Origin of the sequence: Gordonia gummivorans (assembly GCF_022513585.1) — a bacterium.
Classification (GTDB): domain Bacteria; phylum Actinomycetota; class Actinomycetes; order Mycobacteriales; family Mycobacteriaceae; genus Gordonia.
The window spans coordinates 1-16,201 of sequence record NZ_JAKWBF010000044.1; the positions used below are offsets into that span (position 1 = coordinate 1).

Below are 16,201 nucleotides of genomic sequence, written 5' to 3' on the forward strand. Positions count from 1 at the left end.
CCGCGTCGCTTGGGCACGTCAAATGCCGGGTTCACGATGCGCACGTACGTCCACTCACAGCCACAGTCGTTGCAGCTTGCCGCCCAGAGTTTTCGTGGCGTGTGACAAGTTGTGACACTTTGCGGGGCAAACCCATGTTGCAGACGTGCGCAAAGTGGTCGCTGGCCCGAGTTGACCAGTTGGTGCGCGAGGGGGGACTTGAACCCCCACGTCCGTAGACACTGGAACCTAAATCCAGCGCGTCTGCCAATTCCGCCACTCGCGCATGACCCAGATGTGGTCGAGGCAACCCTACCGCCCGTGTGACGATCGGTGCAGGCCAGGTACCGTCGTGGGTATGTCCACGTCGCCGCGCCGCACCCATCGGCCTGCACTCATCGTGCTGGTCGCGGTCGCCGCGCTGGCGTGTTTGGCGCTCGCGTGGTGGCAGTGGGACCGCTACGAGTCGTCGTCGGGGACGGCGCAGAACCTCGGTTACGCGTTGCAGTGGCCGGCGTTCGCCGTCGCGGTCATCTACGCCTACCGCCGCTTTGTGGTCCTGGAACGCGCCCCCGAGGAGGAGCGCACATCGGCCGCCCGGAGCAAGGGGGCGACCGAGATCCCCGATGGGTTGCTCCCCAAACGGCCGACGACGCCCAGCGCCTCGTCGTTGTCCAATCCCCCGGACGCCGGCGAGGACAAGGTTCTCGCCGACTACAACCGCTACCTCGCCGAACTCGACTCCCGCGATGATGTGCACGAGAAGGGACCCCTGTGAACAACCCAGCCACCGAGACAGCCCAGCCCGACGGGACGACGGCACCCGTCGAGAAGGTCAAGGGTGCGCTGCTTCGCTACCGGGTGCTGGCCTGGATCACCGGTCTGTGGCTGCTGCTGCTCGTCGCGGAACTGATCCTCAAGTACGGGTTCGACAACGACTCGCTCGACTTCGTGCCGATCGTCCACGGCTGGGTGTACTTCGCGTATCTGATCTGCATGGTCGACCTCGCGATGAAGGTGCGTTGGCCACTCGGCAAGTCACTGCTCACCGCGATCGCGGGCACGATTCCGTTCCTGTCCTTCTGGTTCGAGCATGTACGCACCAAGGAAGTAAAGGCGCAGTTCAACCTCTCCTAAGGGCGTCGCAGCGCTCCATTCACCGCGATCGGGCTCACTGGGCCGGTGCGGATCGTCCAACTCGCGAACTTCTACGGCGCCCGGTCCGGCGGTCTGCGCACCGCCATCGACCGATGGGGCGCCGGTTATGTGTCGGCCGGCCACGAGGTGGTGCTGGTGGTGCCCGGTCAGGAGCGCGACGAGGAAGTCTTACCGTCAGGCGTAGTGCGGATCACCGTTCCCGCACCGCGGATTCCGTGCTCGGGCGGCTACCGACTGGCGTCGGCTCGCAGGGTCGCCGATGTGCTCGGCTACTTGCGCCCCGATTCCATCGAGGTGTCGGATCGGTTGACGCTGCGCGGCTTCGGCCGGTGGGCCAGGCGGCGCGATGTGCACGCGACGATGGTGTCGCACGAGCGATTCGACCGCCTGCTCGGCCAGGTGATGCCCGACGCGGCCGCGCGTCGACTCGCTGACCGCGCCAACGCCGACATCGCACGATCCTTCGACACCGTGGTCTGCACCACCGGATTCGCCGCCGCAGAGTTTGAACGGGTCGGTGCGGGTAACCTCGTCCGCGCGCCGCTCGGCGTCGATCTCGACGTCTTCGACCCGCGCCACCTCGACCCCGATCTGACCACCCGCTGGACCGGTGGCACCGGCACCCTCATCGCGCATTGCGGCCGGTTGTCGGTGGAGAAGCGGGTCGACCGCAGCATCACCGCCGTCGGGCGCCTGCATCGCAAGGGTGTACCCGCTCACCTCGTGGTGGCCGGTGACGGCCCGATGCGCGGACCGCTCCACAGCGTGGCACGCGGTTTGCCGGTCACCTTCCTCGGGCACCTGAGCGACCGCCACCAGGTGGCCTCACTCCTGGCCAGCGCCGACATCTCGCTCGCGCCCGGACCGCACGAGACGTTCTGCCTCTCCGCGCTCGAGTCGCTGGCGGCCGGTACGCCGGTGGTCGGATCCCGGTCGTCGGCGGTCGCGGGTCTGGTCGACGACACGTGCGGTGCACTGTCGGAGAACTCCGGCGCCGGGTTCGCCGACGCCATCGAACAGGTGCTGACGCTGCCGCAGGCCGACCGCGAACACGCAGCACGCGCGCGGGCGTTGCAGTATCGCTGGCCGGATTCGGTGGCGCGGATGCTCAAGGTGCACGGCGCGCTGATGGCTGGTTGATCCTGACGGGCTCCGGGACCAACGGCGCGCGTCCGTGGTCGCGGACATGGTCGGCTCGCCTGTGGTTCGACACGCGTCGAGCTCGCAGGCTCGCACGTCGCGGCTCAACCAGCGGGGTGGTACATCTCGATCAGGAGGTGGCGGCAGCCAGATCACGAAGCGCAGGAACCAACTGCGCCAACGCTTTTCCGCGGTGACTCAGGGAGTCCTTCTCCGCGGGCGACAACTCCGCCGACGACCGGCCCTGGGCCACAGCATCATCCGGCGCGAACAGCGGGTCGTAACCGAAACCGTTGGCGCCCTGCGTGGTTCGCAGAATCCGACCACGCCACTCGCCGCGGACCACCACCTGCGAGCCGTCCGGAAAGACCAGCGCACATGCCGAAACGAACCCGGCGCCGCGTCGGTCGTCGGGCACATCGCCAATCTGCGCCAGCAGGAGTTCGTTGTTGGCAGCGTCGTCGCCGTGGCGTCCCGACCACCGCGCGGACAGCACCCCGGGCATGCCGCCCAGCGCGTCCACCGAGATTCCGGAATCATCTGCGAGACACGGCAATCCGGTGGCGCGAGCACCTGACGACGCTTTGATCAGCGCGTTCTCCTCGAAGGTCGCGCCGGTCTCGGGTTCCTCCGGGAACTCGGGTACCGCGTCGAGCCCGATCACGTCGAGACCGGTGATCCCGGCCGCGTCGACAACCCGCTGCAGTTCGGCGAGCTTCTTACGGTTTCGACTGGCCAGCAGCAGTGTGGGCACGACGAATCAGATCCTCACGACTTGTCCGGCAGCTCACCGGGATACGGCGCGGCCAGTACCTCGCGCTGGGCGGCGAACAGTGCGTCGGTGCCGACGGCCGCCATGTCCAGCAGGGAGTCCAGGGTGCTGCGGGCGAAGGTCGCGCCCTCGCCGGTCCCCTGCACCTCGACCAGGGTGCCCGCATCGGTGGCCACGACGTTCATGTCGACCTCGGCCCGCGAATCCTCTTCGTACGGAAGGTCGAGCCGGACCCGACCGTCGACGACGCCGACGCTCACCGCGGCGATCGCACAGGACAGCGGCTGCGGATCGCTGAGCCGACCGGCCGCACGCAGCCACTCGACCGCATCCGCGAGGGCGACGTACGCGCCGGTGATCGCAGCCGTGCGCGTGCCGCCGTCGGCCTGCAGCACGTCACAGTCGAGGGCGATGGTGTTCTCGCCGAGCGCACCCAGATCGATGCACGCGCGCAGTGAACGTCCGACCAGGCGGCTGATCTCATGGGTCCGGCCACCGACCCGGCCCTTGACCGACTCGCGCGACGACCGCTCGTGCGTCGCCGCCGGCAGCATCGCGTACTCGGCGGTCAGCCAGCCCAGTCCCGAACCCTTGCGCCAGCGCGGCACACCTTCGGTCACGCTCGCCGTACACATCACTCGCGTTTGACCGAACTCCACGAGGACCGAACCCGCAGGATGCGAGGTGAATCCCCGGGTGAAGGAGATGGGACGCAGTTCGTCGTCGGCTCTGCCGTCAGCTCGTGTGGTCACCCGAACAACTGTAGGTGGTCACGCACCGACGTCGATGACGCGGCCCTGCCGCATCAGCTGGATCGGTCCGGAGTACGTGCGGTGGGCCTCGGCCACCACCGCATCGACGTCGGTCCACGGTGCGATGTGGGTCAGGGCGAGCGCCTTCACGTTCGCCTTGGTCGCCGCCTCGCCGGCCTCGATGCCGGACAGATGCAGGTGCGGGGGCCGCTCAGAGGGCGCGTGCGTCCACGTCGCCTCGCACAGAAAGAGGTCGGCGCCGTCGGCGAGTTCGATGAGTTCGTCACACATGGCGGTGTCACCGCTGAACGCGAGCACCTCACCGTCGGGTCCGGTGACACGCAGCCCGAACGTCGACGGCGGATGGTCGACCTCGAAGGCGCGGAAATGCATGCCGCCGAGCGTCACCTCCATCGCGTCGTGCCATTCGTGCACGTCGAAGGTGTCGGTGATGTCGTCGACCTGGCCCGGGAATTCCGACGATCCCGCACCGATTCGCATCGCAGTTCCGGGCGGACCGTAGAGCGGCGCCTTGTCGATGGCAGCATTCGGCTCGACCATGCAGCTCGGCGCATAGCGACGCCAGACGAGCATCGCGGGCAGATCCATGCAGTGATCTGCGTGTAGGTGGGACAAGACCACGGCAACATTCTTCGGATCGGTCACTCGTTGGAGTTCGCCGAGGACACCCGGACCGCAATCCATCAGCACGGGTTGTTCCCCGGGTACCGAGAGCAGGTAGCCAGAACAGGCCGCTCCGGGCCCGCCCACACTTCCCGAACATCCGAGGACCGTCAGACGCATACGCCTACCATGCCATGCCGGTCGGATCGGGAGACCACATACGGGTCACAAGTCCAACTCGAGTGGTGACTCCGGGCTCGACCTCAGACGTGCTCGACGTGACCGATCGCCGGGCCGAGGAACCTGGTCGACAGCTTGGCGAAGAACTCGGGATCGCCGGTCGCCTGGAAGATGCGATCGGCGGTGCGGTCGGAATGCGAATGCAGGAGGTCGGCTTCGGTGAGGACGCGGAACAGGTCCTTGGCGGTCTCCTCGGCGCTCGACACCAAGGTCACCTCGTCGCCCATGGCGAGCTGGATGACGCCCGAGAGCAGCGGATAGTGCGTGCAGCCGAGGACAACGGTGTCGACGCCCGCTTCTTGCAAGGGTTCGAGGTAGCCCTGCGCGAGGCCGAGGATCTGCCGGCCGCTGGTGATGCCGCGCTCGACGAAGTCGACGAACCGCGGACACGGAACCGCGGTGATGACCGCGTCGCGGGCCGCCGCGAACGAGTCCTGATAGGCGCGTGACGCGATGGTCGCCTCGGTGCCGATGACGCCGATGCGGCCCGTCTTGGTGGCCACCACGGCCCGACGCACCGCCGGGAGCACGACCTCCACCACCGGGATCGGCGCATAGCGTTCGCGTGCATCCCGCAGGCAGGCGGCCGACGCGGTGTTGCACGCGATGACGATCGCCTTGACACCGCGTTCGGCGAGGTCATCACCGATCGCGAGAGCGTGCTTGCGGATCTCCGGGATGGTCAGCGGACCGTAGGGGCCGTTGGCGGTGTCGCCGATGTAGATGATGTCTTCGTCGGGCAGCAGGTCGATGATCGCGCGCGCCACGGTCAGTCCCCCGACCCCCGAATCGAACACCCCGATCGGTGCCTCGCGAGATGCTCCGGCGGCTATGACGCCACCCCCGGCGTGGTCGGTGTGGCCCGCTTGCGGCGTTCCCGTTCACCGAGGAACCAGGCGGCGAGCACGCCGCCGATAGCGCCGAAGAGATGCGCCTGCCACGACACCGTCGGATCGGTCGGCAGCACTCCCCACAGGATGGAGCCGTAGATCAGGAACAGCACCGCACCACCGAGGATCTGCCAGAGGTCGCGATTGAACAGGCCGCGGATCAGCAGGAAGGTCAGCCAGCCGAAGATGATGCCGGAGGCGCCGACCGTGATCGTGTAGGGCGGCGCGAACAACCACACACCCAGACCGGACACGACCCACACGATGCCGGTCACGACGAGGAACCGCTGCGTCATCAGCAGTAGGAAGCACAAGACGACGCCCGGAATCAGGTTGGCGAACAGATGCGCCCAGTCGGCATGCAGCAGCGGTGCCCAGATGATGCCGTCGAGGCCGTCGACCTCGCGCGGCTCGATCCCGTTGTCGTCGAGGTCGAATCGGGTGGCCGCGTCGATGGCCTCGATCACGAACAGTCCCGCGACGATGCACACGGTGATGATCGCCGAGCGCAACCACAGTGGCTTCGACGTCGGTGCGGGCGCTTGCCCGTACGGCGCGGGGTAGGTCATCTGCAACACTTTCTCGCCGGCTCGGACCGCGGTTTCCCCTAGGCCCAGAGCTGGCCTTCGAGGGCCTGTTCTGCGTCGTCCAGGCTACCTTCGTATGCGCCGGTCGACAGATACTTCCACCCCGCGTCGGGCACCACGAACCCGATGTCGGCACGCTGCCCCGCCTTCAGCGCACGACGTCCGACGCCGCGCGCGGCCTGCAGGATCGCGCCCGTGGAGATGCCGGCGAAAATCCCCTCCTGCTCGATCAATTCACGCACCCGGGCCACCGCGTCGACGCCCTGTACCGAGAAGCGTCGGGTCAGGACGGTGTCATCGTAGAGTTCGGGAACGAAACCCTCGTCGATGTTGCGCAGACCGTACACCTCGTCGCCGTATCGCGGTTCGGCAGCGACGATCTCGATGTCAGGCTTGCGCTCGCGGAGGAATCGGCCGACGCCCATGAGGGTGCCGGTGGTGCCGAGCCCGGCGACGAAGTGGGTGATCTCGGGCAGGTCGGCATACAACTCCGGACCGGTGCCCTCGTAGTGCGCGGCGACGTTGGCGGCATTTCCGTACTGATAGAGCATCACCCAGTCGGAGTGTTGCGCCGCGAGATCTTTCGCCATCGCGACCGCCGTGTTGGAGCCACCGGCGGCGGGTGACGAGATCACCTCGGCGCCGAACATGCGCAGCAAAGAGCGCCGTTCCTCCGAGGTGTTCTCCGGCATCACGCAGATGAGGTGGTAGCCCTTCAGCTTGGCCGCCATGGCCAGGGAGATCCCGGTGTTACCGCTGGTGGGTTCCAGGATCGTCGACCCGGGGCTCAGCAGTCCGTCACGTTCGGCCTGCTCGATCATCCGCAAGGCCGGGCGGTCCTTGATGGATCCGGTCGGATTGCGGTCCTCCAACTTGGCCCACAACCGGACGTGCGGGCCGCCGTCGGGATCGCTCGGATCGGAGTCGTCCCATCGGGGCGAGAGCCGCTGCAATCCGATCAGCGGGGTGTGACCGACCGAGTCGATCAGTGATTCGTATCGGGCCACGCCTCAGCCACCGGCCACCGCGGGCAGAATGGTGACCTCGTCACCCTCGTCGATCGTGGTCTGCAGTCCGCCCGAGAAACGGACGTCCTCGTCGTTGACGTACACGTTCACGAAGCGATGCAGTTTGCCGTCGGCCACCAGACGTTCTTTGAGACCCGGGTTGGCGGTCTCGAGGTTGTCGATCAGCTCGGCGAGCGTTGCGCCGCTGCCGTCGACGCGCTTGGCGCCCCCGGTGTGCGGACGCAGGATGGTGGGAATGGACACCGTGACAGACATGGTTCAGCTCCTGATCTCGATGGGTTCTTCGGTGACCACGCCGTCGACGATGCGATAGCTGCGAACCTCGGCGGTGTCGGGTTCACGCGTGGACACCAGCACGTAATGGGCGTTGGGCTCGCTGGCGTAGGAGATGTCGGTGCGGCTCGGATACGCCTCGGTCGCGGTGTGCGAGTGGTAGATGACGATCGGTTCCTCGTCCTGCCGGTCCATCTCGCGCCACACCTTGAGTTGCTCGCCCGAATCGAATCGGTAGAACGTCGGCGACCGCTCGGCATTGACCATGGCGATGAACCGCTGCGGCGTATCGCTGCCCTCGGGCCCCGCGATCACGCCACAGGCCTCGTCGGGATGGTCGGCACGAGCGTGTTCCACCATCGCATCGACGAGATCCTGGCCGATCCTCAGCATGCTCTGACGTCTCCCAACCCGGCTGTCGCGACCCCTGGACAGGGCCATCGGTGAAGGTTCAACACCGATTCCAGCCACCCTATTCCGGTGGTGCGAACGCCGACGGGGCGACGTCGCGGTATGCGGGCAGCCCGGCCAGCGACGTCGCCGACACCACGGCATCGACGATCGCGCGCTGTACCACCTCGGCGGCATGCCGGCACACCTCGCTCAGCACCGCGACCGCCGGGTACATCCCGGGCGGCACCGGGACCTGCTCGTCGGGCGGGGCTACGCCGCCGGTCGACACGGCGAACACGGTGTCACCGTCGAGCGGCGAGTGCGCCGGCCGGATCGCGCGGGCGAGACCGTCGTGCGCGGCCATCGCGACCCGGCGGGTCATCGCGGCATCGAGATCCGCGTCGGTGGCGACCACACCGATCGTCGTGTTCAGCACGGTCGACTTCTCCGCGAGTTCCGCCAGCGTCGCAACCTCGGCGGACACCGGGGGTCGCAAACCCCACTGGTTCAGCGCCGCCTCGGTTGCATCCCAAGGCAATCCGGTCTCGGGGTCGAGAACCGCACCGACCGGGTTGGCCACCATCAGGGCGCCGACGGTGACACCGGCGGCCGGGCCGTCAGCGATGCGGACCGCGGCCGTCCCGACCCCGCCCTTGAGCGCTCCGGCCCGAGCGCCGGTCCCGGCACCCACGCTTCCGACCTCGAAGTCGACGGCGGCAGCGGTCGCTGCCCGCGCGCCGAACTCCGCGTTGGGCCGGGCATGCCATGCACCAACGGGAAGGTCGAAGATGACGGCTGCCGGGACGATCGGCACGACGCGAACTGCCCCGTCGCTTCGCTCGCCCGTGTGCTGTGCTTCATCCATCACCAGCCCGGCGCCCTCGTACTCGAGGACCGACATCACCCCGTCGGCAGCCGCGAGGCCGTAGGCACTGCCGCCCGTGAGCACGATGGCGTGCGCGGTCTGCACGGTGTTCGACGGGTCGAGCAGGTCGGTCTCGCGAGTGCCGGGCCCGCCGCCGCGGACGTCGACGGCCACCATCGGCACCCGATCGCCGACGCCCGACAGCCGAACCACTGTCGTCCCGGTGGCCCAACCCGCGGCCGACTCGATGCGGTGATGATGTCCGACGCCGAGCCCGACGACGTCGGTGATCCGGTCACCCTCACGGCTCCGTGACATCAGCAACCCCGCGTCATCGGTGACCCGCCATCAGCGACCCGACATCAGCGACTCGACCAGCAGATCCTGCATCACCGTGAGCCAGTGGTAGACGTCGAGATGCGCTGCATGGGGATGGTCCGGCGGCAACTGGTCGGGGGTGTCCTCGGAGATCCCGAGCATCGCGCCGAGTGCGAGTCGCACGTCGTTGAGAGCGGTCAGCCACTCACCCGCCTGCGCCTCGGTCAGGGCGATGTCACCACCACCGTCGGGCAGTGTCTCCAGGACCACCTGCGCGGCAGCCAACTTCGCGTCGATGATCTTGGGCTCGTTGACGCTGCGCAACGCGGCATTGAGCTCACCGTTGACGACATCGGCGGACAATTCACGATCCTGATCGGGCCGGTGGAAGTCGGGCAGGAGTCGCCCGAGTGTCGCATCGCGGGGCGCATCGACATGCCCGGTGCGGATGCCGGTCAGCTCGCCCAGATCGTCGCGCGGCGCGCTGTCCATCCGTTCGTCGAGGAGGTCACACATCGAGTTGACCATCGACGCGAGGAGTTCGGCCTCGTGGGGATCGAGTTGAGAACAGATGCGCACGCCTGCTCCGCGCCCCTTGCGCTTCCACGTTCGCACGTTGCTCAGAATCTCCGGATCAGATCGGGTCGATCACGAATCACGCTGCATGGTGGCCCACAGACCGGCCGCATGAAGTTTACGAACATCCGTCTCCACCTTGTCACGATCGCCGGAGGACACCACGGCCTTGCCCTCGGTGTGCACCTGCATCATGAGCTGATTGGCCCGGGACTCGGAGTAGCCGAAGATCTTCTGGAAAACGAACGTCACATAGCGCATGAGGTTGACCGGGTCGTCCCACACGATCGTCATCCAGGGGCGGTCGAGACCGGCCTCGCCGTCGGCGACCTCCGGCTCGACAACCGCGGTGCCGGTGCCTGGTACGGGCGTCGTGCCTCGGTCGCTGCGCGCGGCGCGAGGGGTAGCCTCGTCCGCACGAGTTTCGTCAGGCGACATACGAATAGGGTAAGCGATTGTGAGCATCGACAACACCGCCCTGCTGACCGATCAGTACGAGCTGACCATGGTCGCCGCGGCGTTGGCGCAGCCCGTCGCGCACAAGAGCTGCGTGTTCGAGGTGTTCGCCCGCCGCCTCCCCGATGGACGGCGCTACGGGGTGGTCGCGGGCACCGGGCGGGTCATCGACGAACTCGCCAACTTCCGCTTCGGCGACGACGAGATCGCGGTCGTCGAGAAGTTCCTGGACGCCGACACGGTGGCCTGGCTGCGTGACTACCGATTCTCCGGCGACATCGACGGATACCGCGAGGGCGAACTGTACTTCCCCGGGTCCCCGATTCTGACCGTCCGCGCGAGCTTCGCCGAGGCCGTTCTCCTGGAAACCCTGATCCTGTCGATCCTGAACCACGACAGCGCGATCGCGTCGGCCGCCGCCCGAATGGTCAGTGCCGCCGGGTCGCGCCCGATCATCGAGATGGGATCGCGCCGTACCCACGAGCGCGCCGCTGTCGCGTCGGCCCGCGCGGCCTACATCGCCGGTGTTGCCGCGACCTCCAACCTCGAGGCAGCTCGGCGCTTCGGCGTTCCGAGCGCGGGCACCGCCGCGCATGCCTTCACGCTCGGTTTCACCGGCCCCGACGGCCCCGACGAGAAAGCCGCCTTCGCGGCGCAGATCGCCGCGCTCGGCGTCGGCACCACGCTGCTGGTGGACACCTACGACATCACGCAGGGCGTGGGCAACGCGGTCGAGGTCGCCGGGACCGAACTGGGCGCGGTGCGCATCGACTCCGGAGACCTCGGAGTGCTTGCTCGCCAGGTGCGCGACCAACTCGACGATCTCGGCGCCACGAACACCAAGATCGTCGTCTCCGGCGACCTCGACGAGTACGCGATCGCGTCGTTGCGCGCCGAGCCCGTCGACACCTATGGCGTTGGCACGTCGCTGGTCACCGGCAGCGGCGCCCCGACCGCAGGGATGGTCTACAAACTCGTCGAGGTCGACGGCGTTGCGGTGGCAAAGCGATCCAGCCACAAGGAGTCTCGCGGTGGCGCCAAGCGCGCCGCGCGGGCTGCGCGGGCGTCGGGCACCATCGTGGAGGAAGTCGTGTACCGCGCGGGGGAACCGCGACCGGCCCTCGAGGGTCTAAACCTGCATGACCTACAAATTCCCCTCGTCCGGGGTGGCGAGCCCGTCGCCGGGCTGCCCAGCCTCGCCGATGCCCGTAAGCACCTCGCGGACGGTCTGGTGAGTCTGCCGTGGGAGGGCCTGGGCTTGTCCCACGGCGATCCCGCCGTCGCCACACGATACGAACTCGGCTGAGGAGGCAGAGCAGATGCCCGATTCCGACCCCCACGACCACCCCGCGGATGCTCTGATCGTCGTCGACGTGCAGAACGACTTCTGCGAGGGCGGCGCGCTCGGCGTCAACGGCGGTGCCGCCGTCGCCGGTGCCATCACCACGTTGCTGCCCGAGTACCGCACGGTCGTCGCGACCCGCGACTACCACATCGATCCGGGTGAGCATTTCTCCGATTCGCCCGACTATGTCGACACCTGGCCGCCACACTGCCGCGTCGGCACCGACGGCGTCTGGTTCCATCCGTCCTTCGACGCCGAGAAGGCCCACAAGGTGTTCTCGAAGGGCGAATACAGCGCGGCCTATTCGGGTTTCGAAGGGGCGTCCGACGACGGTCAGACGCTCGCCGACTGGCTGCGCCGCCACGGGATCGAGAGTGTCGACGTCGTCGGCATCGCCACCGATCATTGTGTTCGCGCCACCGCGCTCGACGCGGCGAAGGCGGGGTTCCGCACTCGCATCCTGCTGAACTTCACCGCCGCGGTGGCCCCGGAGACCACGAAGTCCGCGCTCGCCGAACTCCGCGCGGCAGACGTAGCCCTCGTCGGCGATCTCCTCTACGACGGAGCCGGCCGAGTTTGACCAACCGCGAGTAGAACCGGACGACACAGCCCACATGTCGAACACACCTCCGGTGACCACGCTGCTCGATGCTGCCGTCACCGCCCTCAACGGCCGTCGCCGCGACGGCCAGGTCGCGATGGCCTCGGCCGTCGCGCACGCCATCGACACCGGCGAACACCTCGCCGTCCAGGCCGGCACCGGAACCGGAAAGTCCCTGGCCTACCTCGTTCCCGCGATCCGGCACGCCGTCGAAAGCGGCCGCACCGTGGTGGTCTCGACCGCGACGATCGCCCTCCAACGGCAACTCATCGAGCGCGACCTGCCGCGCCTGGCCGCCGCCCTGGCGAAACCACTCGGCCGGGAGCCGACCTTCGCCATCCTGAAGGGGCGGTCGAACTACCTGTGTCTCAACAAAATTCATGCCGGCACCGCGGACGAGCCGGATGTCGAGCTGTTCGACCCGTTCGAGTTGTCACGCACCGGGCGCGAGGTCACCCGCCTGCGCGAGTGGAGCAGCGACACCGAGACCGGCGATCGCGACGACCTCACCCCCGGTGTCGCCGACCGCGCGTGGCGTCAGGTCAGTGTGTCCGCCCGCGAGTGCCTCGGCGCCGGCAACTGCTCCTATGGCGAAGACTGCTTCGCCGAGAACGCCCGACGCCGCTCGGGGAAGGTCGACGTCGTCGTCACCAACCATGCGCTGCTCGCCATCGACGCCACCAGCCCGGCCAGCATCCTCCCCGAACACGACGTGGTGATCATCGACGAGGCGCACGAACTCGTCGATCGGATCACCTCCGTGTCCACCGCCGAGGTGTCGGCCGCGGTGGTCGCCGCGGTGGCGCGCCGCTGCGGCAAGCTCGTCGACGAGGAGACCGCCGATGCCCTCATGGGGGCCGGCGATCAACTCGGCGAGTTGCTCGCCGACGCACCGCACCGGCAGTGGATGGGTCTGCCCGCTTCGGCGGCCGCGGTGCTCGTGTCCCTGCGAGACCGACTGTGGCAGACGCGCACCGCGATCGGACCGGTACGGATGAGTGGGTCGAGTGACGAGTCGGCGGCCGCCGCCCGCTCGGCGGCGCTGACCTCGCTCGACGAACTGCACGACACCATCGTGCGGCTTCTGGGGGCATTCGACGAACCCGACGAATCGAAGCGACGTGACGTGGTGTGGGTCGCCGAGGAACGCGTCGGACGCTCGGCCGCCGCCGAATCGCGCTCGGTGCTGCACATCGCGCCGCTGTCGGTCGGCGGACTGCTGCGCGCGACCCTGTTCGCCAAGGCGACCGTGGTGCTGACCTCCGCGACACTGACGATCGGCGGCAACTTCGACGCGCTGGCCGCGACCTGGGGTCTGCCGGCCGCCGGTCGCGGCACCGACACGCCGGCCCCGGTCAACGATGTCACGGCTTCGGGCCGGGCCGTCCCGGCCGACAGTGATTTCGGTCGACCGGACTCCGGCCGGTGGACGGGACTCGACGCGGGTTCGCCGTTCGACTATCCGCGCTCGGCGATCCTCTACGTCGCCAAGCACCTGCCGCGGCCCGGACGCGCAGGCATCGCCGACTCCACGATGGACGAACTCGCCGCCCTCGTCGACGCGGCCGGCGGGCGCACCCTGGGCTTGTTCTCGTCGATGCGAGCGGCCCGGGAGGCCGCCGAGGCCATTCGCGAACGATGCGCGCATCCGGTCCTCTGCCAAGGCGACGACACCACCTCGTCGCTGGTCCGCAGATTCGCCGAGGACCCCGAGACCTGCCTGTTCGGCACCTTGTCGCTTTGGCAGGGGGTCGACGTCCCGGGCCCGTCGCTGAGTCTGGTGATCATCGACCGCATTCCCTTTCCGCGACCCGACGATCCGCTGCTCACGGCCCGCCAGCGCGCTGTCGATGCCCGGGGCGGAAACGGCTTCCTCTCGGTGGCCGCCAACCACGCCGCGCTCCTGCTCGCCCAGGGCGCGGGACGTCTGCTGCGGTCGGTCGACGACCGCGGCGTCGTCGCCGTGCTCGATTCCCGCCTTGCCACGGCAGGCTATGGCGGCTACCTCATGGCGTCGCTGCCGCCGTTCTGGCGCACCACGGATCCGAAGACGGTCCGGTCGGCGCTCCAACGTCTGAAGGCCTGACGACGAGACAAACTCCGCTGCGGGGCACTAAGTTTGTACTCGGTGATACCAACGCAGGTGAGACCAGCAGAGCGCCCACGCGAGACACGGGAGCTGACGAAAGGAGGCCCCGAGTGATCGGGCGGATGGGTATCGACGACATCCAACCCCTCGTCTCGGCCGGGCAGCATCCCGCCAAAGCGGTTGTGGGCGAACTGATTCCGATCAGCGCCACCGCATGGCGGGAGGGCCACGACGCGATCGGGGTGACCCTGCACATCGAGACCCCGCGGCGCGACACCCTCGACATCCGAATGTCACCGTGTGTGGAGCCAGATGTCTACAACGCGGCCTTCGTCCCCGACACCGTCGGATTCTGGGCGTTCCGCATCGAGGCGTGGAGCGACTCGTACGCCACCTGGCGTTCGGCGGTCCTCAAGAAGGTCGGCGCAGGCCAGAGCGCGGCCGACCTGGCCAACGACCTCGAGACGGGTGCACGGGTACTCGAGACGGCCGCCAACCTGGTTCCCCCGGACGCGACCGACCTGCTCGCCGACGCGATCCGCGACCTGCGGTCACAGCGCCGCCGAGTGGAGAACCGGGTAGGTCTCGCCGTCTCCGACGAGATCGTCGAACTCCTCACCACATACCCCGTGCGCGAACTGATCACCAAGAGTCGGACCTATCGCGTGTGGGCCGATCGGCGTCGGGCGCTGGTCGGCTCCTGGTACGAGATGTTCCCGCGTTCAACGGGCGGCTGGGACGGTGAGGGCAAACCTGTGCACGGCACCTTCCTCACCGCCGCGCAGGATCTGCCCCGCATCGCCGACATGGGCTTCGACGTCGTGTACCTGCCGCCGATCCATCCGATCGGCAAGATCAACCGCAAGGGCCGCAACAACACCCTGGTCCCCGGGCCCGACGATGTCGGCTCGCCGTGGGCGATCGGGTCTTCCGAGGGTGGGCACGATGCCATTCACCCGCAACTCGGCACCGTCGAGGATTTCGAGTATTTCGTCGGTCGCGCACGCGAACTGGGCCTCGAGATCGCGCTCGACCTCGCGTTGCAGTGCGCACCCGATCATCCGTGGGCCATCGACCACCCGGACTGGTTCACCGTGCTGCCCGACGGCACTATCGCCTACGCCGAGAACCCACCGAAGAAGTACCAGGACATCTACCCGCTGAACTTCGACAACGACCGCAACGGCATATACCGTGCGGTACTCAACGTCACGCTGCACTGGATCAAGTTGGGCGTGAACATCTTCCGCGTCGACAATCCGCACACCAAGCCGCCGAACTTCTGGGAATGGCTCATCACCGAGGTCAAGAAGCGTCATCCCGACGTGCTCTTCCTCGCCGAAGCGTTCACGCGGCCGGCGCGGCTCTACGGGCTGGCCCGGCTCGGCTTCACGCAGTCGTACACGTACTTCACGTGGAAGACCGAGAAGTGGGAGATCGAACAGTTCGGGCGGGAGATCGCCGAGCACGCCGACGACGCGCGCCCCAATCTGTTCGTCAACACCCCCGACATCCTGCACGCGAGCCTGCAGCACGGTGGACCGGGAATGTTTGCCCTGCGCGCGGCACTCGCGGCAACCCTGTCGCCCACCTGGGGCGTCTACAGCGGCTACGAGCTGTACGAACACGTGGCGGTCAAAGAGGGCAGCGAGGAATACCTGGATTCGGAGAAGTACGAACTGCGTCCGCGTGACTACAAAGCCGCGTCGAGCCGCGGCGAGTCCCTGGAACCGTGGATCACCTCGCTCAACGCGATCCGTCGCCGTCACCCCGCGCTGCAGCAGCTGCGCAACATCACGTTCCATCACCTCGAAAACCCGGCGTTGATCGCCTATTCGAAAGTGGATCCGGTGTCGGGCGACCGTGTCATCGTGGTGATAAATCTGAATCCGTTCGGTCCGGAGGTGTCGACGCTGTGGTTGGACATGCCCGCCCTCGGCTGCGAGTGGCACGACCGGTTCCCGGTGGTCGACGAGGTGACCGGCGAGGAGTTCTGGTGGGGTCAGGCCAACTACATCCGTCTCGAACCGTGGCGTGCGGTTGCCCACATCGCTGCACTGCCGCCGCTCGATCCCGCTGCCGCAGCGCAACTCTCCTACCGGATCCGATGAGGTT

18 protein-coding genes and 1 tRNA gene are annotated in these 16,201 nt (G+C 67.8%); 7 read left to right on the plus strand and 12 right to left on the minus strand.

Features of this window, described 5'->3' with window-relative positions; all coding sequences use genetic code 11:
- Window positions 1-180: 180 nt before the first annotated feature.
- A tRNA-Leu gene (locus tag MKW15_RS22645) sits at window positions 181-265 on the minus strand.
- A gap of 72 nt (window positions 266-337) precedes the next feature.
- Between MKW15_RS22645 and MKW15_RS22650 the strand changes: the two genes are divergently transcribed.
- The 3 genes from MKW15_RS22650 to MKW15_RS22660 are packed head-to-tail and all read left to right on the plus strand — an operon-like array spanning window position 338 to window position 2,277.
- A complete protein-coding gene (locus MKW15_RS22650; protein WP_240862368.1) occupies window positions 338-757 on the plus strand; it encodes a transcriptional regulator in 420 nt (139 codons plus the stop codon).
- Window positions 754-1,116 carry a DUF3817 domain-containing protein gene (locus tag MKW15_RS22655; RefSeq protein WP_240862370.1) on the plus strand — a complete coding sequence of 121 codons (363 nt, stop codon included), beginning with the start codon at window positions 754-756 and terminating at the stop codon, window positions 1,114-1,116. Before MKW15_RS22650 ends, MKW15_RS22655 begins: the two co-directional genes overlap by 4 nt.
- 45 nt (window positions 1,117-1,161) lie before the next feature.
- Entirely contained in the window at window positions 1,162-2,277 is a 1,116-nt protein-coding gene (locus tag MKW15_RS22660; RefSeq protein WP_240862372.1) for a glycosyltransferase, read from the plus strand.
- A 130-nt stretch (window positions 2,278-2,407) separates the two neighbouring features.
- Here MKW15_RS22660 and MKW15_RS22665 read toward each other — a convergent pair whose 3' ends face one another.
- From MKW15_RS22665 to clpS, 11 genes are all read right to left on the minus strand, one after another.
- Window positions 2,408-3,031 carry a non-canonical purine NTP pyrophosphatase gene (locus MKW15_RS22665; RefSeq protein ID WP_240862374.1) on the minus strand — a complete coding sequence of 208 codons (624 nt, stop codon included), beginning with the start codon at window positions 3,029-3,031 and terminating at the stop codon, window positions 2,408-2,410.
- Between the two features lie 14 nt (window positions 3,032-3,045).
- Window positions 3,046-3,801 (minus strand): ribonuclease PH, encoded by a 756-nt coding sequence (rph, locus tag MKW15_RS22670; protein WP_240862375.1) that lies wholly within the window; start codon window positions 3,799-3,801, stop codon window positions 3,046-3,048.
- 18 nt (window positions 3,802-3,819) lie between these two features.
- Complete coding sequence (locus MKW15_RS22675; protein WP_240862377.1) at window positions 3,820-4,605, minus strand: cyclic nucleotide-degrading phosphodiesterase; 786 nt, start codon at window positions 4,603-4,605, stop codon at window positions 3,820-3,822.
- Between the two features lie 83 nt (window positions 4,606-4,688).
- Window positions 4,689-5,498, minus strand: coding sequence for a glutamate racemase (murI, locus tag MKW15_RS22680; RefSeq protein WP_240862431.1), 810 nt, complete (start codon window positions 5,496-5,498; stop codon window positions 4,689-4,691).
- Window positions 5,495-6,124 (minus strand): rhomboid family intramembrane serine protease, encoded by a 630-nt coding sequence (locus MKW15_RS22685; RefSeq protein ID WP_240862380.1) that lies wholly within the window; start codon window positions 6,122-6,124, stop codon window positions 5,495-5,497. Before MKW15_RS22685 ends, murI begins: the two co-directional genes overlap by 4 nt.
- A gap of 38 nt (window positions 6,125-6,162) precedes the next feature.
- Window positions 6,163-7,149: a PLP-dependent cysteine synthase family protein gene (locus MKW15_RS22690; RefSeq protein WP_240862382.1), complete on the minus strand. Its 987-nt coding sequence runs from the start codon at window positions 7,147-7,149 to the stop codon at window positions 6,163-6,165.
- Window positions 7,150-7,152: 3 nt separating this feature from the next.
- Window positions 7,153-7,425: a MoaD/ThiS family protein gene (locus tag MKW15_RS22695; RefSeq protein ID WP_240862383.1), complete on the minus strand. Its 273-nt coding sequence runs from the start codon at window positions 7,423-7,425 to the stop codon at window positions 7,153-7,155.
- Between the two features lie 3 nt (window positions 7,426-7,428).
- A complete protein-coding gene (locus tag MKW15_RS22700; protein ID WP_240862385.1) occupies window positions 7,429-7,836 on the minus strand; it encodes a M67 family metallopeptidase in 408 nt (135 codons plus the stop codon).
- Window positions 7,837-7,915: 79 nt separating this feature from the next.
- Window positions 7,916-9,019: a P1 family peptidase gene (locus MKW15_RS22705; RefSeq protein WP_240862387.1), complete on the minus strand. Its 1,104-nt coding sequence runs from the start codon at window positions 9,017-9,019 to the stop codon at window positions 7,916-7,918.
- 30 nt (window positions 9,020-9,049) lie between these two features.
- Window positions 9,050-9,634 carry an oxidative stress transcriptional regulator AosR gene (aosR, locus tag MKW15_RS22710; RefSeq protein WP_240862389.1) on the minus strand — a complete coding sequence of 195 codons (585 nt, stop codon included), beginning with the start codon at window positions 9,632-9,634 and terminating at the stop codon, window positions 9,050-9,052.
- A gap of 33 nt (window positions 9,635-9,667) precedes the next feature.
- On the minus strand, window positions 9,668-10,033 hold the full coding sequence (clpS, locus tag MKW15_RS22715; RefSeq protein WP_240862391.1) for an ATP-dependent Clp protease adapter ClpS: 366 nt from the start codon (window positions 10,031-10,033) through the stop codon (window positions 9,668-9,670).
- 19 nt (window positions 10,034-10,052) lie between these two features.
- On the opposite strand from clpS, the gene MKW15_RS22720 reads away from it, so the two are divergent.
- The 4 genes from MKW15_RS22720 to MKW15_RS22735 all read left to right on the plus strand — a co-directional run bounded on the left by MKW15_RS22720 (window position 10,053) and on the right by MKW15_RS22735 (window position 16,197).
- On the plus strand, window positions 10,053-11,357 hold the full coding sequence (locus MKW15_RS22720; protein WP_240862393.1) for a nicotinate phosphoribosyltransferase: 1,305 nt from the start codon (window positions 10,053-10,055) through the stop codon (window positions 11,355-11,357).
- 13 nt (window positions 11,358-11,370) lie between these two features.
- Complete coding sequence (locus tag MKW15_RS22725; protein WP_240862395.1) at window positions 11,371-11,976, plus strand: isochorismatase family protein; 606 nt, start codon at window positions 11,371-11,373, stop codon at window positions 11,974-11,976.
- Window positions 11,977-12,010: 34 nt separating this feature from the next.
- On the plus strand, window positions 12,011-14,083 hold the full coding sequence (locus tag MKW15_RS22730; protein WP_240862397.1) for an ATP-dependent DNA helicase: 2,073 nt from the start codon (window positions 12,011-12,013) through the stop codon (window positions 14,081-14,083).
- A gap of 113 nt (window positions 14,084-14,196) precedes the next feature.
- Entirely contained in the window at window positions 14,197-16,197 is a 2,001-nt protein-coding gene (locus MKW15_RS22735; protein WP_240862399.1) for a maltotransferase domain-containing protein, read from the plus strand.
- The last annotated feature ends 4 nt before the right edge of the window (window positions 16,198-16,201 follow it).